Annotated in this window: 19 protein-coding genes; 3 read left to right on the top strand and 16 right to left on the bottom strand. The window is 65.6% G+C overall.

From position 1 onward, the window contains the following. Nucleotides 1-52: 52 nt before the first annotated feature. The 11 genes from J2X42_RS07805 to J2X42_RS07855 all read right to left on the bottom strand — a co-directional run bounded on the left by J2X42_RS07805 (nucleotide 53) and on the right by J2X42_RS07855 (nucleotide 11,414). Complete coding sequence (locus tag J2X42_RS07805) at nucleotides 53-448, bottom strand: FKBP-type peptidyl-prolyl cis-trans isomerase (RefSeq protein ID WP_131133005.1); 396 nt, start codon at nucleotides 446-448, stop codon at nucleotides 53-55. Nucleotides 449-522: 74 nt separating this feature from the next. After that, nucleotides 523-1,458, bottom strand: a complete 936-nt coding sequence (locus J2X42_RS07810) for an FKBP-type peptidyl-prolyl cis-trans isomerase (RefSeq protein WP_310163897.1) — start codon at nucleotides 1,456-1,458, stop codon at nucleotides 523-525. A 107-nt stretch (nucleotides 1,459-1,565) separates the two neighbouring features. Beyond that, entirely contained in the window at nucleotides 1,566-2,930 is a 1,365-nt protein-coding gene (gene pafA, locus J2X42_RS07815; RefSeq protein WP_310163900.1) for a Pup--protein ligase, read from the bottom strand. A gap of 1 nt (nucleotide 2,931) precedes the next feature. After that, nucleotides 2,932-3,639: a proteasome subunit alpha gene (gene prcA, locus J2X42_RS07820; protein WP_310163904.1), complete on the bottom strand. Its 708-nt coding sequence runs from the start codon at nucleotides 3,637-3,639 to the stop codon at nucleotides 2,932-2,934. Nucleotide 3,640: 1 nt separating this feature from the next. After that, entirely contained in the window at nucleotides 3,641-4,459 is an 819-nt protein-coding gene (prcB, locus tag J2X42_RS07825; protein ID WP_310163906.1) for a proteasome subunit beta, read from the bottom strand. Nucleotides 4,460-4,540: 81 nt separating this feature from the next. Continuing rightward, a complete protein-coding gene (locus tag J2X42_RS07830) occupies nucleotides 4,541-4,744 on the bottom strand; it encodes a ubiquitin-like protein Pup (protein ID WP_131133000.1) in 204 nt (67 codons plus the stop codon). A gap of 85 nt (nucleotides 4,745-4,829) precedes the next feature. Beyond that, nucleotides 4,830-6,449, bottom strand: coding sequence for a depupylase/deamidase Dop (gene dop, locus J2X42_RS07835; RefSeq protein WP_310164303.1), 1,620 nt, complete (start codon nucleotides 6,447-6,449; stop codon nucleotides 4,830-4,832). A gap of 50 nt (nucleotides 6,450-6,499) precedes the next feature. After that, a complete protein-coding gene (arc, locus tag J2X42_RS07840; RefSeq protein ID WP_310163908.1) occupies nucleotides 6,500-8,251 on the bottom strand; it encodes a proteasome ATPase in 1,752 nt (583 codons plus the stop codon). A gap of 82 nt (nucleotides 8,252-8,333) precedes the next feature. Continuing rightward, nucleotides 8,334-9,398: a tRNA (adenine-N1)-methyltransferase gene (locus J2X42_RS07845; RefSeq protein WP_310163911.1), complete on the bottom strand. Its 1,065-nt coding sequence runs from the start codon at nucleotides 9,396-9,398 to the stop codon at nucleotides 8,334-8,336. 110 nt (nucleotides 9,399-9,508) lie between these two features. Further along, complete coding sequence (locus J2X42_RS07850; protein ID WP_310163913.1) at nucleotides 9,509-10,675, bottom strand: site-2 protease family protein; 1,167 nt, start codon at nucleotides 10,673-10,675, stop codon at nucleotides 9,509-9,511. Continuing rightward, entirely contained in the window at nucleotides 10,668-11,414 is a 747-nt protein-coding gene (locus J2X42_RS07855; RefSeq protein ID WP_310163915.1) for an HAD family phosphatase, read from the bottom strand. Before J2X42_RS07855 ends, J2X42_RS07850 begins: the two co-directional genes overlap by 8 nt. Before the next feature lie 152 nt (nucleotides 11,415-11,566). On the opposite strand from J2X42_RS07855, the gene J2X42_RS07860 reads away from it, so the two are divergent. Next, nucleotides 11,567-12,472 (top strand): PAC2 family protein, encoded by a 906-nt coding sequence (locus J2X42_RS07860; RefSeq protein WP_310163918.1) that lies wholly within the window; start codon nucleotides 11,567-11,569, stop codon nucleotides 12,470-12,472. A 92-nt stretch (nucleotides 12,473-12,564) separates the two neighbouring features. On the opposite strand, the gene mshC is transcribed toward J2X42_RS07860, so the two are convergent. Next, nucleotides 12,565-13,842 carry a cysteine--1-D-myo-inosityl 2-amino-2-deoxy-alpha-D-glucopyranoside ligase gene (gene mshC, locus J2X42_RS07865; RefSeq protein WP_310163919.1) on the bottom strand — a complete coding sequence of 426 codons (1,278 nt, stop codon included), beginning with the start codon at nucleotides 13,840-13,842 and terminating at the stop codon, nucleotides 12,565-12,567. A gap of 15 nt (nucleotides 13,843-13,857) precedes the next feature. Beyond that, a complete protein-coding gene (locus J2X42_RS07870; RefSeq protein WP_310163921.1) occupies nucleotides 13,858-14,691 on the bottom strand; it encodes an undecaprenyl-diphosphate phosphatase in 834 nt (277 codons plus the stop codon). A 50-nt stretch (nucleotides 14,692-14,741) separates the two neighbouring features. Between J2X42_RS07870 and J2X42_RS07875 the strand changes: the two genes are divergently transcribed. After that, nucleotides 14,742-15,683, top strand: coding sequence for an aldo/keto reductase (locus tag J2X42_RS07875; protein WP_310163922.1), 942 nt, complete (start codon nucleotides 14,742-14,744; stop codon nucleotides 15,681-15,683). Between the two features lie 21 nt (nucleotides 15,684-15,704). Here the strand turns inward: J2X42_RS07875 and J2X42_RS07880 are convergent, their stop codons facing one another. Continuing rightward, the gene (locus J2X42_RS07880; RefSeq protein WP_131132990.1) at nucleotides 15,705-15,971 is read right to left on the bottom strand and encodes a hypothetical protein; all 267 of its coding nucleotides are present in this window, start codon (nucleotides 15,969-15,971) and stop codon (nucleotides 15,705-15,707) included. Between the two features lie 39 nt (nucleotides 15,972-16,010). Between J2X42_RS07880 and J2X42_RS07885 the strand changes: the two genes are divergently transcribed. Continuing rightward, nucleotides 16,011-16,244 carry a DUF5703 family protein gene (locus tag J2X42_RS07885; protein WP_310163926.1) on the top strand — a complete coding sequence of 78 codons (234 nt, stop codon included), beginning with the start codon at nucleotides 16,011-16,013 and terminating at the stop codon, nucleotides 16,242-16,244. Here J2X42_RS07885 and J2X42_RS07890 read toward each other — a convergent pair. Then, a complete protein-coding gene (locus tag J2X42_RS07890) occupies nucleotides 16,241-17,401 on the bottom strand; it encodes an acyl-CoA dehydrogenase family protein (protein ID WP_310163928.1) in 1,161 nt (386 codons plus the stop codon). The genes J2X42_RS07885 and J2X42_RS07890 overlap by 4 nt on opposite strands. Before the next feature lie 13 nt (nucleotides 17,402-17,414). Further along, the gene (locus J2X42_RS07895; RefSeq protein ID WP_310163929.1) at nucleotides 17,415-18,719 is read right to left on the bottom strand and encodes a M20/M25/M40 family metallo-hydrolase; all 1,305 of its coding nucleotides are present in this window, start codon (nucleotides 18,717-18,719) and stop codon (nucleotides 17,415-17,417) included. Nucleotides 18,720-18,817: the final 98 nt, after the last annotated feature.

Genomic DNA, 18,817 nt, shown 5'->3' on the forward strand with positions numbered 1-18,817 from the left:
GGGACAGCTCATTCCGATCGTTACCGCGCCCTCAGGCCTCAGGAGCTCCGCGTCAGCGGACGCCCACGAGGTCAACCACAAAGATCAGGGCTTCGTTGGGCTTGATGGCCCCGCCGGCGCCGCGTGAGCCGTAGGCCAGCTCCGAGGGGATTTCGAGGCGGCGGCGGCCGCCCACCTTCATGCCCAGGAGGCCCTGGTCCCAGCCCTGGATGACCTGGCCGACGCCGACACGGAAGTCCAGCGGCGCGCCGCGGCCCCATGAGGCGTCGAATTCCTCGCCTGTGGACCAGGCGACGCCTACGTAGTGGGTGGAGACGGTGTCGCCGGCTTTCGCTTCGGCACCGTCGCCCTCAATGAGGTCGGTGATGACCAGTTCCGTGGGGACATCGCCTTCCGGGAAGTCAATTTCCGGCTTCTGGCGGTCGAAATCGCGCTGACCAAATGACATGCTTGCTCCTTTGATTTGTTGGGCGGGTGAGGTGTTGCTGGTCTTGCCGGGCCCGGTGGGGGCCCGCGGTGCGGCTACTTGGCGCCGAGGATGTCCACAACGAAGACGAGGTCGCCCTTGGCTTCGCCCTGGCCCGCATCACCATACGCGAGGTCCTTGGGGATGACCAGGAGGACCCGGGAGCCCACCGTCTTGCCTGCGAGCCCCTGTGTCCAGCCCTTAATGACGCCGGTCAGCGCGAAGCTGGCCGTCTCGCCGCGGTCATAGCTTGAGTCGAACTTGGTGCCGCCCACGAGGGTGACGCCCACGTAGTTGACGGTCAGCGTGTCGGTTTCCTTGACCTCCGGGCCGGTGCCCTTGATCAGGTCCTGGGAGACGAGGGCAGTGGGGGCTGCCACGCCCTCAACGGAGATTTCCGGTATGCCTTTGTCGTTGTCCTTGACGGTGGGGAGGCCGGCCGGCGGGGTCACTGTCTCGCCCTCGGGCTTTTCGAGCACCGGGGCAACATCCGTAGCTGAGAGCACCTTGATCAGCAGGAGCTGGGTGGGCTGGGCCTGGGCACCTGCAGCGGCTGCTGCCTGTCCGGGGATGGCCAGGGCCAGCGTTGAACCGATCTTGGAACCGACGAACGCGTTGTAGATGACCGCGCTTCCAGTCTTGAGTTCCTCGTTCAGTTCGAGGGGCTCCGGTTCGCCGGCAAAGGTATCTTCGAGTGTGGCGCCGTCGGTGCCGTTCAGGGCGAGGATGGAGATGTTGGCCACCTGGTTCGCCTTCACGGCGTCGCCGCTGCCTTCGGCGACGACCTTGATAGTGGGCTCCGCTACGTCAAGCGGCTTGGTGAACTCAACACCGGGAGCTTTTTTGTCCCCGTTGTCCGTCAGTTTCAGGGAGTCGAACTTGGCAGTATCACCTGCGGACTGGCTGGTGGGCTCCGGTGCTGCGGGCGTCCCGCCTCCACAGGCGGTAAGCAGCAGCAGACCGGGGATAAGGATTGCTAGTAGTCGGCGCACGTAAGAACTTTCGTCGGGGCAGGATGGACGCTGCGCCGGAAATTTTCGCTCGGCGCAGCTCACGGCCGAAGAACGGCCCTATCCAGAATAGCCCCTGAAGCTGTGTGTCAGCCCATAGAGTCCAGGAGAGCATCCACGCGGTCGTCCACGCTGCGGAACGGATCCTTGCAGAGGATGGTCTGGTGGGCGCGGTCGTTAAGCTTCAAGTGGACCCAGTCAACGGTGTAGTCCCGGCCAAGTTCCTGGGCCCGCCGGACGAAGTCACCCCGCAGTTTGGCGCGGGTGGTCTGCGGCGGCGCATCCACTGCGTCCTTGACCACGGTGTCATCGACCACGCGGCGCACGGCGCCCCTGGCCTGGAGCAGGTAGTACAGCCCCCTCGTCCGGGAAATGTCGTGGTAGGTGAGGTCCAGCTGCGCGATCCGGGGTGCGTCCAGGCCAAGCCCGTGCCGGTCCCGGTAGTTGTCCATCAGCTTCTTTTTGATGGCCCAGTCGATCTCGGTGTCGATTGTGCTGGTGTCGCCGCTCTCGATGGCCCGCAAAGTCCGGCCCCACAGGTCCAGGATCAGCGGCACGTGCGGGTTGTGCGCCCCGTGCTCCTGGACGAAGGCGGTGACCTTCGTCAGGTATTCCTGCTGGATTTCCAGGGCGGTGAGCTGGCGGCCGTTGGCCAGCCGGACCAGCGCCCTGCCGCTGAGGTCATGGGAGATCTCGCGGATGCTGCGGATGGGGTTCTCCATCCGCATGTCGCGCATGATCACCCCTGCCTCGATCATGCGCAGGATGAGGTCGACGGTCCCGACCTTGAGGAGCGCGGTGGTTTCGGACATGTTCGAGTCGCCCACGATGACGTGGAGCCTGCGGAAGAATTCGGCGTCGGCGTGCGGCTCGTCCCGGGTGTTGATGATGGGACGGGACCTGGTGGTGGCTGATGACACGCCTTCCCAGATGTGGTCCGCGCGCTGCGAGAACGCGTAGGTGGCGCCGTGCGGGGTCTTGAGGATCTTCCCGGCGCCGGCGATCAGCTGCCGCGTGACCAGGAACGGGATGAGGATCTCCGCGAGCCGGGAGAACTCCCCGCGCCTGGGGATCAGGTAGTTCTCGTGGCTGCCGTATGAGTTGCCGGCGGAATCCGTGTTGTTCTTGAACAGGTAGACAGTGCCGTTGAAGCCTTCCGCCGCCAGCCGCGACTGTGCCTCGTCCACGAGGTCGTCAAGGATCAGTTCACCGGCCCGGTCATGGGCGATCAGCTGCGCGAGGTCATCGCATTCCGCGGTGGCGTATTCGGGGTGGGAGCCCACGTCGAGGTAGAGGCGTGAGCCGTTGGTCAGGAAGACATTGGACGACCGTCCCCAGCTGACCACCTTGCGGAAAAGGTAGCGGGCTACTTCCTCCGGGGCCAGCGGCCTCGAATCGGGGCTCGAATACGAAATGCCGAATTCGGTTTCGATACCGAAGATTCTTTTGTCCATTTCAGTCCTCCTCAGCAAGCAGTGCCGTGATGTCGGCGTCGTTCAACCGCCGGAATGCGCGCCGGGATCCGCGGGCGCTTTCCGACAACCGGTCCAGGACGGCGACTTCGACTGCCGTGGCCGGGAGTGCACCGGCCTCGGCATCGGTGACCAGCCCGCCCATGGCCAGCCGGATCGCCCCGGGGAAACGCAGCGACGCGTTCCAGCCGTCGGCGATGGCCGATGACACCCGGTCAGCCTGGCCGCCCATGACGATGAACCCTTGCTCGTCGGCGATGGACCCGTCGAACGTGAGCCGGTACAGGTGGTCCTGTTCCTGGGTCGGTGCGACTTCGGCGACCGCCAGCTCCACTTCGAAGGGTTTCTGTTCCGCGGTGAACACGGCGCCGAGGCTTTGGGCGTAGACACTGGCCAGCCCGCGGGCGGTGACGTCCTCCCGGTCATAGGAGTAGCCTCGGACATCGGCGTACCGCACGCCCGCCTGGCGGAGGCTTTCGAATTCGTTGTACTTTCCCACCGCGGCGAAGGCGATTTTGTCGTAGATCTCGCCGATCTTGTGCAGGGACGGGGACGGGTTCTCAGCCACCAGGGCAATGCCGTCCTGGCAGCTGACCACCACCACGGACCTGCCTCGGGCAATGCCCTTCCGTGCGAAGTCCGCACGGTCCTTCATCAGCTGCTCGGGGGAAACATAGAACTGCTGTGTCATATCAGGCCTCCCGCCGGGCAATGGTCCGCGATTCAATGATGCTGCCTGCGACGGCGGCCAGCTCGGGTTCCGGCACGCGCCGGGCTCCGCTGCGGCTGACCGTGTACACCACCGGCCACAGCTGGCGCACGGGGTCGGGGCCGCCGGTGGCGGAGTCGTCGTCGGCGGCGTCGTAGAGGGACTCCACAGCCACGGCAACGGCCTCGGCTTCGGTCAGGTTGGGCCGCCACAGTTTCTTCAGGGCGCCTCTGGCAAACACCGATCCGGAACCCACGGTGTGGTGTTCGCGTTCCTCATACCGGCCGCCGGTCACATCGTAGGAGAACAGCCGGCCGAAGCCTGCGGCGGTATCGAACCCGGCAAAGAGCGGCACGACCGCCAGCCCCTGCAGCGCCATGGGCAGGTTCCCGCGGATCATGGCACCGAGCCGGTTGGCCTTGCCCTCGAGGCTCAACAGGGTGCCCTCAATTTTTTCGTAGTGCTCAAGTTCAACCTGGAACAGCCGCGTGAGGTCGATCGCTATGCCGGCTGTCCCGGCGATGCCCAGCACGGAGTAGTGGTCGGCGGGAAACACCTTCTCGATGTGCCGGCTTGCGATGATGTTGCCCATGGTGGCCCGCCGGTCCCCGGCCATCAGCACGCCGCCGTCGTAGCTCATGGCCACGATGGTGGTGGCGTGCGGCACCTGCAGCGGAGTGGCGCCTGCTCCCGTGGGTAAGTCCCGGTTATAGGGAAGCAGTTCGGGCCGGTCCCGCTGCAGATGCTCGGTGAACGACGACGTCGCGTTGGCGGCTACCTGATGGGCGGTTGATTCCTGCACTGATTCACTCCTTCAACGTAGTAAGTCAACGTCTTGCCGGATCTGCGGCCGTCCGCGGCTTCCGCCGCCGTGGTGGACCGGTTACTGACCGCCCTTTTGGACGAACGCCCGGACGAATTCTTCGGCGTTGGATTCCAGGACGCCGTCGATTTCGTCTAGGAGGTCATCCACGCCCTGGGTCGCTGCGGATGCCTGCGCTTCGGGCGGCGCGGGAGGGGCCTCCGGCACGTCCTCTTCGACCTGGCTGTCGCGCGACTGCGGTTGCTGCTGCTCCTGGCCTGCCATTGTTATCTCCCTCGTGTTAAAGCTCGGGTCCGGGTGGAACATCCGATACGCCCATATTGCCACGCTCTGCGGCTGCCCGGGCGGTTTACGCCCGCGGCGGACTGGTGTTCTGTCCCAGCAGTTCTGCCAGGAAAGGACCGGCCTCCCGGTGCCGGGCAAACAGGCCGCCTGTCAGCGCCCTGGTCCCCCTCAGCGGCTCCCGGGTGGGGACCCGCTGGAGCCGCCCGTAGCCAGGAACGTCGAAGATCACCGAGTCCCAGCTGGCGCCCACAACGTCCTTGCCGAAGCTGCTGACGCAGCGGCCACGGAAATAGGCCCGGGTGTCCGACGGCGGTTCCGTGACCGCGGCGGCGATGTCGCCGTCGTCGACAATCCGTTGCATCCGGTCCCGCGCGAGGAGCCGGTAGTAGAGGCCTTTCTCCGGCCGGATGTCCGCCCACTGGAGGTCAACGAGGCCCAGCCGGGCGTCGTCCCAGGCAAGTCCGTCCCGTTCCCGGTACCCCTCGAGGATGGAGAGCTTGGCGAGCCATTCGACTGAGGAAGCGGCGGCCGCCCTGTCGCTGTCGAGCTGGGTCAGGGTGGTTGCCCAGCGCTCCAGGACCTCGTGCGTGTGGCCGTCGCCGTCGATGGCGTCGGAAACGCCGGTGTCCTGGGCGAGCTTGGCTGCTGCTTCGTGGTAAATCCACTGCAGGTCCAGCGCTGTCACCCGGCGCCCGTCGAGCAGCCGGATTTTGGCGGTCAGGGAAGTGTCGTGGCTGATGGCCTGCAGCGCGGCGACAGGTTCATGCACCTCCAGCTTCGGTGCGAGGCCCGCCTCGATGAGGCTGAGGACCATGGCTGTGGTGCCGAACTTGAGGTAGTTCGATGCCTGGCTCAGGTTGGCGTCGCCGATGATGACGTGCAGACGGCGGTACTTGTCCGCCGTGGCATGCGGTTCGTCGCGGGTGTTGATGATCGGCCGCCGGATGGTGGTTTCGAGGCCCACCTCCGCCTCGAAAAAGTCCGCCCTTTGGCTGATCTGGTACCCGGGCGTGGAGCTGTCCTGGCCCAGGCCCACCCTGCCCGCGCCGCAGAGGATCTGCCGCGTGACGAAGAACGGTGTCAGGCCGCGCACGATGTCACCGAACGGGACGGAGCGCGGCATGAGGTAGTTCTCGTGCGAGCCGTAGGACACGGATTTGTTGTCCGTGTTGTTCTTGTAGAGGTTGACCGCCGGCAGGTCGGGGTCCATGCCGAGCCGCCGGACCGTGGCCAGCGCCACCAGGTCACCGGCGGCGTCCCAGGTCACGGCGTCCCGGGGGTTGGTCACCTCGGGGCTTGAGTACTCCGGGTGGGCGTGGTCCACGTAGAGGCGGGCGCCGTTGCCGAGCACCATGTTCATCAGCAGCGTGCCGGACTCGTCCTGGCCGTCGAGTTCCAGTTCCTCGCGGCCGTAGGCAAGCGCCACCGCTTCGGCGTCGAGGACAGGCGGCTGGTCCGTGAGCTGGCTGGGGTGCGCCGAAGCCCGGTCCAGCGTCCAGCCGCGGGCGTCATGCAGCGGCTCTTCGTCCGTGTAGTCCCAGCGCGTTTCGGCACCACCGGCCGCACGCTGCCGCGTCACCTGTGCATATGCCTGCACCACGCGGGCGGACATCATGGTGGCGTTGGCCGAAGGGGCAGACGGTGCGTGGATCCCGTATTCCGTTTCCGCGCCCATCACGCGCATGGCCCCGCCGACGGGGAGGGGTCCTCCGACGGCGGGTTCCTGCGCAGCCGTCACAGGTACTGCCCTGTGCTGGGCATCGTTTCGATGGACTTCCCGGGTTCCTGCCCGGCCTTGCCCTGGACGATGGTCCGGATGTAGGTGATCCGCTCGCCCTTCTTGCCGGAGATGCGCGCCCAGTCATCCGGGTTGGTGGTGTTCGGCATGTCCTCGTGCTCCCGGAATTCGTCCACCACGGCCCGGAGCAGGTGCTCGATCCGCAGGCCCTTCTGGTGGAGTGTCAGGAGGTCCTTGATGGCGTACTTCTTGGCCCGGTCCACAACGTTCTGGACCACGGCGCCGGAGTTGAAGTCCTTGAAATAGAGCATCTCGGTGTCGCCGTTGGCGTAGGTGACTTCCAGGTACTCGTTGGATTTCTCCGTGGAGTACATGGCCTCCACAGTGCGCTGGACCATGGCGTCCACGGTGGCCTGGACATCGCCGTCGTATTCGGCGAGGTCGGACTCGTGGAAGGGCAGGTCCGTGGTGATGTACTTGTTGAAGATGTCCGCCGCGGCTTCGGCATCCGGCCGCTGGATCTTGACCTTGACGTCCAGCCGGCCCGGCCGGAGGATCGCGGGGTCGATCATGTCCTCGCGGTTGGACGCACCGATCACGATGACGTTGTCCAGCCGCTCCACGCCGTCGATCTCGCTGAGCAGCTGGGGAACGATGGTGGTTTCGACGTCGGAGGAAATGCCGGTGCCGCGGGTGCGGAACAGGGAGTCCATCTCGTCGAAGAACACCACTACGGGGCTGCCGTCAGACGCCTTTTCGCGGGCGCGGGAGAAGATCAGCCGGATGTGCCGTTCCGTTTCGCCGACGTACTTGTCCAGCAGTTCGGGGCCCTTGATGTTGAGGAAGTAGCTCTTGAGGTCCACGTTGCCGGAGCGTTCAGCCGCCCGGGCGGCCAGCGAGTTGGCAACGGCTTTGGCGATGAGGGTCTTGCCGCAGCCCGGCGGACCGTAGAGCAGGATGCCCTTCGGTGCCTTCAGCCCGTGCTCGCGGTAGAGGTCCGGGTGCAGGAACGGCAGCTCGACGGCGTCGCGGATCTGTTCAATCTGGGGGCCCAGGCCGCCGATGTCCTCATACGTGATGTCCGGAACTTCCTCCAGGACCAGGTTCTCCACCTCGGACCGGGGGACTTTCTCCAGGGCGTAGCCTGTCCGCGAATCAATGGACAGCGCGTCCCCGACGCGGAGCTTTTCGCCCAGGAGGGCTCCGGAAAGCCGGATGACGCGTTCCTCGTCGGCGCGTCCGACGACGAGGGCACGGTCGGTGCCCAGCATCTCCTTCAGGGTGGCCAGTTCGCCGGCGCGTTCGTAGCCCAGGCCGGCAACAACCAGCAGGGCTTCGTTGAGAAGTACCTCCTGGCCGACGGCGAGCTGGCTGATGTTGACCAGGGGGCTGATGCCCACCCGCATCTTCCGGCCGGCGTTGAAGATATCCACCGATTCCTCGGTGGCAGCCTGGCCGCTGTTGCCGGCGGACGGCTGGCGCTTCGGGTTGATCTGGAGAATGGTGCCGAAGCTGTACGGCGGCTGCCCTTCCTGGTCCAGGGCGTTCTTGAGCCGCAGGATCTCCGCTTTCGCGGCTTCCAGCATGGTGACGAGCTTGCCATTGTTTTGTGTTGCAGCCGCCAGTTGGCGGTCAATGTGCCTGAGCTTGTCCCGGAGGATGTTGACTTGCCTGTCAGCTACAGACAGATCATTGACAGCAGACTGCTCTGCCGGTGTACGTCCGGAGTCCTGGTTCGGAGTCTCCATGATGCATCAGCCCCTTCCTGCGCTTCTCTTAAGACCTTAGCCCCAAGTTGGCAGGTGCAGCTGAACACTCCCGAAATCTGGACTAGTTTGTGATCTCCGGGTCATCCTTGACGTTCGTTCCGGCGATCGCGTCGCGCGCGGCACGGCGGAGCTTCTTGTCCGAAACCAGCCGCTCCCCTACCGCCCCGGGGGTCCAGGCGTTGACGTCCGCTTCATCGAAGTCGGTCTTCGACGGGCGGCGCTTGACCGAAATCCCGGTCACGCCGTCGGCAAGGCGCCGGGTGACGAGCAGGAATCCGGTGTGTGCAACCATCCGGTGGTCGGGGCGGACCGCGAGGCCTTCAAGATGCCAGCCGCGGACCATGGACTCCCAGGCGTCCGGCTCGGTGAACCGGCCGTCAGCGCGGATGGCTTCGGCAGTGCGGGAGAGCTGGGTGACTGTGGCCACGTAGTTGATCCAGACGCCGCCGGGAGCAAGGACGGTTGCGACGGCGTCGAGGCACTCCCACGGGGCGAGCATGTCCAGCACCACGCGGTCAACGGATCCCGGGGCCTCGCTGCGGACAACTTCCTCCTGGAAGTCACCCAGGGAAATCTTCCACGCGGGGTGCGGGCCGCCGAAGATCGTCTCCACGTTGCCGCGGGCGATGTCAGCGAATTCCTCGCGCCGTTCAAAGGAGTGCAGGTAGCCGTTGTCGCCCACCGCGCGCAGCAGGGAGATGGACAATGCACCGGAACCTACGCCGGCTTCAACTACCCTGGCACCGGGGAAAATGTCCGCCATGGTGACAATCTGGCCGGCGTCCTTGGGGTAGACAACGGCGGCACCGCGGGGCATGGAGAGGACAAAGTCCGAGAGCAGCGGGCGCAGCGTCTGGTACTGCTGGCCAACGTTGTTCGACACCACGGAGCCGTCCACTTTGCCGATGATCTCGTCGTGGTTGAGGAATCCGCGGTGGGTGTGGAAGGCGCCGCCCACTTCAAGCGTGACCGTGTTCATGCGGCCGCGCTCATCGGTCAACTGGACGCGTTCGCCTTCACGGAAGGGTCCCCGGCGCCGCGCAGCCCCTACCGGCTGGGCTCCGTTGGCGGCAACACCGGCCTGGGGTGCTGCTGGGGCTTCGGGGGCGGCAGATTCGCTGCTCATGAATGTTCCTCGCTCTTGTACAACTGTGGGGCTGCGCACTTGGTGGGGCTGTCCTGTCCGGCATGGCCAACGGAAACCGTGTGGCAGCTAAACGCGACCGGCAGGTAACTCTACCGGTTCTGGCGCTGCGGATACCTATTGGGGCGGACACTCTTGCCGGTGATGGCCGCCACCACCACCTCCTGTGCCAGCAGGCCGGTCACGGCGCCGTGGTGGTCGATCACGGCATATTCCTGTCCTTCCAGCTGGCCCAGGTACTGGATGAGCTCCTGGCCTTTGGACCATTCGGGTACGTAGGCGCCAGCGCCAAGGGCATAGGACACCGCGGTCGCGGGCGTTGAGGCGGCGGCGTGCGGAGGAACCGCGGCGACGGCGGAGGCGTCCACCACGCCCTGTGGGCGCCCGTCCGGACCGCACACCACAACGGCCGGAATTCCGGCCGGCGCCAGCCGCTGGATGTCCGCCACTGTGGCGGTGGCGGGAATTCCGACGGCGGGGCGAGACAGTGTGGCGGCGCTGACGAGATGCAGCCGTCCGCGCATGGTGCCCTGCTGGATGGACGCCGATGCGCCCATCCAGAGGAATCCCCCGACCAGGATGGTGATCATGAGCAGGCTGAATTCCGGTGGTTCTCCGGCCAGCAAGGGGCGGGCGATGAACCAGAAGCCGAGTCCGACGACGATGATCCGGCCCGCCCAGCCGGCAGCGACGGTGCCTTTGGCCTGGCTGCCGGTGGCTTTCCAGACGGCGGATTCGACCACTCGCCCGCCGTCCAGGGGAAGTCCGGGAAGGACGTTGAAGACGCCGATGACGAAATTGGCCCACATAAAGATGTTGGTGAGGAGCTCCGCGACGGTGCCCAGGTTGGCGGCCGAGAGCACCAGCCAGGCGCCGCCTGCCAATGCGAAGTTGGCGGCGGGCCCGGCCAGCGCCACGAGGACGGAGCGGCCGGGAGTGGCGGTGAAGTTCTCGAACTGCGTGTGGCCGCCCCAGAGGTTCAGCACGATTTTCTGCGTGGGCCAGCCGTAGATCTTGGCTGTGAGTGCGTGGGCCAGCTCGTGGACGAGCACCGAAATGAGGAGCAGGAGGGCGTACGCGAACGCCACCGTGTAGGCGGTGGCCCCGAGTGCCGGATTCCGTTGCTGGAGCACGGGCCCGTAGACAACCACGGTGAAGGCGGCGATAAGGAACCAGGAGTAGGCAAGGATGACGGGTATTCCGGCGATCCTGCCGAGCGGTATTCCCTCGCGGCGGGCTGGTGCGGCCGTCTCACCCATCTGCGGGACTCCCCAGGGTTGCACGCTGCCGGCTCCCAGTGCCGGCGGCACCGTTCCGGTCCGCGGCGATGGCAACGAGTTCGGATACCGTCCGGCCGGCAAGCGAGTCCCAGGTGGTGTGCCGGGGATCATCGGGGATGGGCACAATATGGGGAATGGCAACCGTGGACACCCCCGAGGCAACCGCGGCGGCGACGCCGGGTGCGGAGTCTTCAAGGGCGACGCAGTGGTCGATGGTCAGGGCGGGGTCGGAGCCCTGCAGCAGTTCCACGGCGGTCAGGTAGGCCTCCGGGTGTGGCTTGCCCTGGGCGACAGTGTCCCCTGTGACGACAAACTCGAAATACGGCTTGGGGAGGTTCGCAACGATTTCCCGGGCCAGCGGTCCTTCGGACATGGTGACCAGGGCACAGCGCACACCTGCCTGGTGGAGCTCATCCAAAAGTTCGCGGGCGCCCGGACGCCAGGGCACACTGCGCCGCACGCCACGGATGACTTCCGCCGTGAGGGTGTCGATGATTTCCCTTGCTTCGAGGTCCACGCCGGCATTTTGGAGGATGCCGGCGGAGAACGTCAGCGACTGCCCGACGAGCTGCATGGCCTTTTCATGCGACCACGTCCCGCCATGGGCTTCGACCAGCGCATGTTCGGCCGCGATCCAGTAGGGCTCGGTGTCCACAATGGTGCCATCCATGTCCCAGAGGACTGCTTTGAGGGGGGAAATTGTGGCTGGGGATCGCATGTGTTCAGTCTACGGTGCGCGGCTGGACGCAGGCTGTGGGCTACGCCCTTGGCGAATACAGGGCATCCCGTGGCCCTGATTCGGGCGCTCCCACGGATTTTTCGGCGCTTCATTCAATGCGTGACGCAGGTTCTTGGACGTAGGGTGATGGGATGAATAGCTTCGACGGAGACACCACCGAACCGGGTGCCGAGGCCGGGCCGGAGCGGTTCCTGCAGCCAGTGGCTGAGGGTGAACGCATCACCGTAATGCTGGCCGCCTTTGAAGGCTGGAATGACGCGGGGGAAGCGGCCAGCGATTCGCTGCGCTACCTGAACAAGCTTTGGGGCGGCAAAAAAGTCGCGTCCATTGATGCTGACGAGTATTACGACTTCCAGTTCACGCGGCCCACGGTACGCCGCAATGCTGCCGGCGAACGCAAGATCAAGTGGCCGGCCACCAGGATCTACAAGGCCAGCGCTCCCGAATCCAACGTGGACGTCATCTTTGTCCAGGGCACCGAACCTTCCTACAAGTGGCGTGCCTACACCGCCGAATTGCTGGTCCACGCCGAAGCCCTCAACGTGGACTATGTGGTGCTCGTTGGGGCCCTGCTGGCGGACGTGCCCCACAGCCGCCCCATTCCCGTCAGCACGTCCTCGGACGACGCACCCCTGCGCGAACGGCTGAACCTGGAAGCCTCCCAGTATGAGGGGCCGGTAGGCATTGTGGGGGTCCTCTCCGAAGTTTCGCTGCTCGCCGGGATTCCGACCGTATCCTTGTGGGCGGCCGTGCCGCATTACGTGGCCCAGGCGCCGTCACCCAAGGCGCAGCTGGCGCTCCTGCACCGGATCGAGGAATTGCTCCAGGTTCCGCTGGACACGCATGAACTGGCCGAAGAAGCTGACGCCTGGGAACGGGGCGTGGACGAGCTTGCCACTGAGGACCCCGAGATCGCCGCCTACGTCCGCCAGCTCGAAGAGGCCAAGGACACCGCGGACCTCCCGGAGGCCAGCGGTGAGTCCATTGCCCGTGAGTTTGAGCGTTACCTGAAACGCCGGGGCAAAGACAAGCAATAGCGCCGTTAAAGCTGCCTGCCCGGTTTCGACGGCTCAAACCAGCGGTGGTTGAGCCGGTCGAAACCGGGCAGGCGCTTCGTTTTAACGAGTGGCTAGAGCACGACGCCGAGCAGGGCGTCTACTGCGTCAGTGACCCGGGTGCGGTCCTGCCGGCTGCCCGCTGCCGCGGCGGATGTGGCTCCGGCGGCCCAGCGGTCGACTGCCTCCAGCGCTGCCGGCGCGTCCAGATCCTTTGCCAGGGCGGCCCGCATTTCCGTGATCAGGCCTGCGGCCGAGCCCTCAGGCGCAACGGCAAGAGCGCCGCGCCACGCAGCGAGCCGGTTTTTGGCTTCGGCGAAGCCGGCGTCGGTCCATGACCAGTCAGAGCGGTAGTGGTGGGCCAGGATCGCCAGCCTGATGGCGGCGGGCTCCTCCCCTGCGGCCCGGAGCCGTGAGACGAGGACCAGGTTGCCCTTGGATTTGCTCATCTTTTCGCCGTCCAGGCCAACCATGCCTGCATGTGCGTAATGGTGGGCCAGCGGGACCCCGGCCAGGGAGTATGCGTGCCCGGCGCCCATCTCATGGTGCGGGAAGATCAGGTCCGAGCCCCCGCCCTGGACCGTGAACGGCGCGGGAAGGTATTCCTGGGCGATGACAGTGCATTCGATGTGCCAGCCGGGACGTCCGTCGCCGAGCTCTCCCCCGGGCCAGCTGGGCTCGCCCTCCCTGGCCACGCGCCACAGGAGCGGGTCCAGTGCCTGCCGCTTGCCCGCACGCCCGGGGTCGCCGCCCCGTTCGGCAAAAAGTTCCAGCATGTCGGTTTCCGCCAGGCCCGAGATGTCACCCAGGGTCCAGGCATCGGTGGCGGAGGACTGTTTTCCGGCGGCTTCGACGTCGTAGTAGACGTCGCCGTCGGGTTCCCCTGCACCACCTGGCACGCGGTAGGCAAGGCCGTTGTGGAGAAGCCGCTCAATGGCGGGGACGATCAGCGGCACGGATTCCACTGCTCCGACGTAGTGGTCAGGTGCGAGGACGTTCAGGGCCACCATGTCCGTCTGGAACAGCTCGATCTGGCTGGCTGCGAGGTCCCGCCAGTCCACGCCGGTAGCCGTGGCGCGTTCCAGCAGGGGGTCGTCGACGTCGGTGACGTTCTGGACGTAGGCCACACGCCTGCCTGCGTCGCGCCACGCCCTGTTCAGCAGGTCAAAGGCCACGTAGCTGGCTGCGTGCCCCATGTGCGTGGCGTCGTAGGGCGTAATGCCGCAGACATACAGTGACTGGTCGCCGTCGCCCTGCAGCTCAACTTCCCGGCCTTGGGCAGTATCAAAAAGCCGGATGGCGGGCATGCTGCCGGGCAGGTCGGGAACAGGGCGGGATATCCAGGATTTCACAGGCCAAGCCTACTGTCAGGCGCTGATCACATTGAAACCGAGCAGCAGATACAGGGCCAGGCCCAGGAAGATCCGGTACCAGACGAAGAGCCGGTAACTGCGGGTCGAGACGAATTTCAGGAACCAGCCGATGATGACGTAGCCCACAACGAACGCAATGACTGTGGCCATTGCCGTTTCGGGCAGCCCGTAGGGGCCGGTGATGCCTTCCTTGGATACCGTTTTGTAGAGCTGGTACAGGCCGCTGCCGAAGACGGCAGGAATGGCCAGGAGGAAGGAGTACCGGGCGGCGGCCTCACGGGTGTAACCCATCAGCAGGCCGGCGGTGATGGTGCCGCCGGAGCGGGAGACGCCCGGGATCAGTGCCATTGCCTGCGCCAGGCCGTAAAAGATGCCGTGTTTATAGGTCAGTTGGGTCAGGTCCCGTTCCTGCTTGCCCACCGCGTCGGCCACCGCGAGCACCAGGCCAAAGACGATCAAGGTGGTGGCCACAATCCAGAGGCTCCGCAGGACGGACTCGATCTGGTCCTGGAACAGGAGGCCCAGGACAATGATCGGCAGGCTGCCGAGAATCACGAGCCAGCCCATCCGCGCGTCGGGGTCCTGGCGCGAGACCTTGCCGGACAGCGAGCCCAGCCACGCTTTGACGATCCGGACGATGTCGTGCCAGAAGAAGACCAGCACGGCCGTCTCCGTACCCAGCTGTGTGATGGCGGTGAAGGCCGCCCCGGGGTCGGACGCATTGGGCAGGAACTGCCCCACGATCCGCAGATGCGCACTTGATGAAATCGGTAGAAATTCGGTCAGTCCCTGCACTAGGCCCAGCAGGGCCGCCTCAAACCAGTTCACGGTAAGACCCTACGTCATGGACCCTGCTGATTCCCCGTAAGCTTGCTGCTATGCAGCAGCGTTACGTCGGCAACAGTGGATTGCGAGTCTCGGCCCTCTCCCTCGGCACCATGTCATGGGCCGGCGAAACCGACGAACAGGACGCCACTGAATTACTCCGGACGTTCGTGGATGCAGGCGGCAGGCACATCGACACGGCGGCGTCCTACGCCGACGGAAAGTCTGAGGCCCTGATCGGCTCCCTGCTGGGGGACGTCGTTTCCCGCACCGAAGTCTCCATCTCCACCAAAGCCGGAATTTCGACGCCGGATGGCCGGCGGACCGTGGACACCTCGCGTAACGCAATGCTGTCCGGGCTCGACGCGAGCCTCGCGCGGCTGGGCACTGACTACGTCGATCTCTGGTTCGCCCAGGCCTGGGATCCCAACGTCCCCCTGGACGAAACACTGTCCGCCCTGGAGTTCGCCTTGCGGAGTGGCCGGGCACGCTACGCCGGCGTCTCAAACTTCAACGGCTGGCAGACCGCCAAAGCTGCCGCCGTCGCCGGCTTCCCCCTGGTTGCTGCCCAGGCCGAATATTCCCTGCTCCAGCGCAAACCCGAGGGGGAACTCATTCCCGCCGTCGAAGACGCAGGGCTTGGCCTCCTGGCCTGGGCGCCGCTGGGCCGTGGAACGCTGACCGGCAAGTACAGGGGAAGCATCCCAGGCGATTCGCGGGCGGCAAATCCTGCCCTGGCCGCCTACGTGGAGCCGTATCTCGGCCAGCAGGGGTCCCGCGTGGTGGAGGCGGTCGCGATGGCTGCCAAGGGGCTGGGCCGCACGCCGCTGGACGTCGCCCTCAGCTGGGTGCTGTCACAGCACGGTGTTGCCTCGGCGGTTGTGGGCCCCCGGACGCCTGTCCAGCTCAAGGAAATCCTCGATGCGCAGCTTGTCCCGCTGCCGCCGGAAATTTCGCGGGCCCTCGAGGACGTGTCCGAGCCTGCCCAGGGCTGACCGGGGCCGCACATCCGGGACCTAGTCCTCGAGGATCTCCAGGTCCTCTTCGTCGTCCACATCGCTGTCTTCGTCTTCGTCCTCTTCGTCGTCAAAGACCTGAAGCGGCGTCACTTCGCTGTAGGCCTCGTAGAGGGCGTCCTCATAGACTTCGAACGCATCCGCGACGGCAAAAAAAGCCGCCTCTACGGCGGGGTCCCCATCACCGCGGCGGTTGGACGCTGCTATAAGGTGTTCTTCCAAGGAGGAAGTCAAGGACTGAAGCGCGACACGCGGATCGATGCTCATGACTTCACGTTAGCCGGAAAAGGACGAAAATGGAGAGCAATGAAGGAACAATTTCTCACCAGCTCGGTCCAGCGGGAACGGGACTATCTGAGGCAGTACGAGTACCTCGTACTGACGGTCAGTCCCGACGATTCCCTGCCTGATGCCAGGCGGCGCCTTGTGGAACATTCCGAATACGGCAAGTGGGAACTGGAGCGCAGCAAGCTGTATGTGGGCGGCGGGCGGCGGTTCTGGCTCCGCCGACGGGTAATGCAGGTCCAGCGGACCGTCTAGGCCTCGAGCGGGCCGAGCCAGGCGTTGGCTACCGTGTTGTGGGCCGATTCGTCATCGGATGGATGGAACATGCCGGCCAGCACGTCGCGGTACAGCCGTTCCAGTTCCGAGCCCCGGAAATAGCTTGAGCCGCCGCTTACCCTGATGGCCAGGTCCACCACCCGCCGGGCGGTTTCCGTGGCGCTGACTTTCAATCCCACGAGCCGGGGGAACCATTGCGGTCCGTGGTCAACCAGGGCGTCCACGTCGCAGGCCACGGCAGCCAGCTGAGGATAGAGGCAGTCCATGGCCATGGCCGCCTCGGCCACCTTCCAGCGGATGTCCGGGTCCTGCGCGTAGCTCCGGCCGCCGTTCTTAAGGGATGTCCGCCGTTTCACGGCCTCCACACCCACCTGCAGTGCCCGTTCTCCGATGCCCGTGTAGACGGCGGCCAGCAGAGTTTCGAAGCACGCGAAAATGGCGAAGATCAGCGGGTCCGCGTTCGGGCCGACGGGCAGTTTGCGGAAGATCCGGTCCGCCGGGACTTCGGCGCCGTCCAGCACCGTGGTGCTGGACTGGCTGGCACGCATCCCGAGGGTGTCCCAGTCATCCAGGATTCTGTAGCCGGGCGTGTCCCGCCGGATGAACCCGTGGACGAGCTCACCTTCGCCGTCCCTTGCCTGGGGATCCTTGCCGAAGATCCCCAGCCTGGTCCATGCCGGCGAAAGGCTGGTGAAGATCTTCGTTCCGGTGAAGCTGTAGCCGCCGTCCGGCAGCGGGGCGGCCACAGTTCGGGAATCAAAGAGCACCGAATCGTTGCCGGCCTCGGAGTTCCCGAACGCGAAGACTTCGCCTGCGGCCGCCTCCTGCAGGATGAAGTCCAGGGAATGGTCTCCCCTGGCCGCGAGCACCTGCGCGACGCCGGTCCAGACCAGGTGCATGTTCACGGCGAGGGCGGTGGCCGGCGCCGCCGTTGCGAGCCGCCGCTGGCACTGTGCCGCCGCTGCGAGCCCAAGCCCCAGGCCGCCGTCGGACTCCGGAACAAACAGTTTCAGGTAGCCGGCAGCGGTGAGCTCCTCGAGGTCCTCATGGAAGAACGCGTTGTCGCGGTCGTAGGCGGCAGCCCGCCCGCGGACCCGTTCCAGCAGGGTCTCGGGCAACACGTCTTCGGGCGTCATGTCCGGGGCCGGCTCAGTAGTTCGTGAGGAGCGTGTTGAGTACCCGGGCGCCGAATTTGAGGGAGTCGGCGGGGACGCGCTCGTCGACACCGTGGAACATACCGGTGAAGTCCAGGTCATCCGGGAGCTGAAGCGGGGCGAAGCCGTAGCCCGTGATGCCCAGGCGGCTCAGCGACTTGTTGTCCGTGCCTCCGGAGAGCGTGTAGGGCAGTACTTTGGCTCCCGGGTCCTCGGCGTGCAGCGCGTCGATCATGGAGTCCACGAGGTTTCCTGCGAACGGGACCTCCAGTGAGACGTCGTTGTGCACGTAGCTGACGTCCACGCCGGTCCCGGCGAGCTCACGCACAATTTCAAGGACGTGGTCCTGCTGTCCGGGCAGCGTGCGGCAATCCACGAGGGCTTCCGCCGACTCCGGAATGACGTTGTGCTTGTAGCCGCCCTTCAGCAGTGTGGGGTTGGTGGTGTTCTGCAGGGTCGCCCCGACGAAGCGCGCCACGGTGCCCAGCTGGTTCAGCAGGACGTCCGGGTTGTCCGGGTCGAATTCCACGCCCGTGAGTTCCGTCACGCCATCAAGGAACTGGCGTGTGGTGGGAGTCAGCTCAATCGGCCACTTGTATTCGCCGATCCTGGTCACCGCGGCGGCCAGGCGTGTGATGGCGTTATCGGTGTTGATCTGGGAACCGTGTCCGGCCCGCCCGTGGGCAACGAGGCGGAGCCAGGAGATGCCCTTCTCTGCGGTCTGCAGGAGGTAGGTGCGCTGTCCGCCGATGGTTGCGGAGAAGCCGCCAACCTCGGAAATGGCCTCCGTGGCACCTTCGAAGAGTTCCGGACGTTTGTCGACCGCGTAGCGGGCGCCGTACTCGCCGCCTGCCTCTTCGTCGGCGAAGAAAGCGAAGACGATGTCACGCTTCGGTTTGCGCCCTGTCCTGGCGAAGTCACGCAGGACAGAAAGGATCATGGCATCCATGTCCTTCATGTCCACGGCGCCGCGGCCCCAGATGAGCCCGTCCTTGAGCTCTGCGCCAAAGGGGTCCACTGACCACTGCTCTTTAAGCGCGGGAACAACGTCCAGGTGCCCGTGGACCACCAGTGCGCTGGCGCCAGGGTCCTCGCCCGCCATCCGGGTGACGACGTTTGCCCTCCCGGGCGCGGACTCGAAGATCTCCGCTGACAGGCCAACTTCTTCGATCAGGCCGGCCGTGTACTCGGCAGCGGCACGCTCCCCCGGACCGGAGCCGTCTCCGTAGTTCGATGTGTCGATCCGGATGAGCTCCTGGCAGATCCGGACAACTTCATCTTCGGGACGGATTTCGGTCATTGGGCACTCCTCATGAAGGTGGGTGGCTGCAGGGAACCAGGGGCGGATTCGCTTGCCTTCAGCCTACCCATCAGGCCCGATTTCATGTTCCCGGAAAA

Origin of the sequence: Arthrobacter sp. BE255, assembly GCF_031457335.1 — a bacterium.
GTDB lineage: Bacteria > Actinomycetota > Actinomycetes > Actinomycetales > Micrococcaceae > Arthrobacter.

What these genes read in the sequence shown, in the direction of transcription:
- J2X42_RS07895 (WP_310163929.1), bottom strand. Translation starts at nt 18,719, where the DNA reads ATGACCGAAATCCGTCCCGAAGATGAAGTTGTCCGGATCTGCCAGGAG.
- J2X42_RS07830 (WP_131133000.1), bottom strand. Translation starts at nt 4,744, where the DNA reads ATGGCAGGCCAGGAGCAGCAGCAACCGCAGTCGCGCGACAGCCAGGTC.
- J2X42_RS07850 (WP_310163913.1), bottom strand. Translation starts at nt 10,675, where the DNA reads ATGGGTGAGACGGCCGCACCAGCCCGCCGCGAGGGAATACCGCTCGGC.
- J2X42_RS07805 (WP_131133005.1), bottom strand. Translation starts at nt 448, where the DNA reads ATGTCATTTGGTCAGCGCGATTTCGACCGCCAGAAGCCGGAAATTGAC.
- prcA (WP_310163904.1), bottom strand. Translation starts at nt 3,639, where the DNA reads ATGACACAGCAGTTCTATGTTTCCCCCGAGCAGCTGATGAAGGACCGT.
- J2X42_RS07880 (WP_131132990.1), bottom strand. Translation starts at nt 15,971, where the DNA reads ATGAGCATCGATCCGCGTGTCGCGCTTCAGTCCTTGACTTCCTCCTTG.
- J2X42_RS07845 (WP_310163911.1), bottom strand. Translation starts at nt 9,398, where the DNA reads ATGAGCAGCGAATCTGCCGCCCCCGAAGCCCCAGCAGCACCCCAGGCC.
- pafA (WP_310163900.1), bottom strand. Translation starts at nt 2,930, where the DNA reads ATGGACAAAAGAATCTTCGGTATCGAAACCGAATTCGGCATTTCGTAT.
- dop (WP_310164303.1), bottom strand. Translation starts at nt 6,449, where the DNA reads ATGCGCGTGATGGGCGCGGAAACGGAATACGGGATCCACGCACCGTCT.
- J2X42_RS07890 (WP_310163928.1), bottom strand. Translation starts at nt 17,401, where the DNA reads ATGACGCCCGAAGACGTGTTGCCCGAGACCCTGCTGGAACGGGTCCGC.
- J2X42_RS07855 (WP_310163915.1), bottom strand. Translation starts at nt 11,414, where the DNA reads ATGCGATCCCCAGCCACAATTTCCCCCCTCAAAGCAGTCCTCTGGGAC.
- J2X42_RS07885 (WP_310163926.1), top strand. Translation starts at nt 16,011, where the DNA reads ATGAAGGAACAATTTCTCACCAGCTCGGTCCAGCGGGAACGGGACTAT.
- J2X42_RS07875 (WP_310163922.1), top strand. Translation starts at nt 14,742, where the DNA reads ATGCAGCAGCGTTACGTCGGCAACAGTGGATTGCGAGTCTCGGCCCTC.
- J2X42_RS07860 (WP_310163918.1), top strand. Translation starts at nt 11,567, where the DNA reads ATGAATAGCTTCGACGGAGACACCACCGAACCGGGTGCCGAGGCCGGG.
- arc (WP_310163908.1), bottom strand. Translation starts at nt 8,251, where the DNA reads ATGGAGACTCCGAACCAGGACTCCGGACGTACACCGGCAGAGCAGTCT.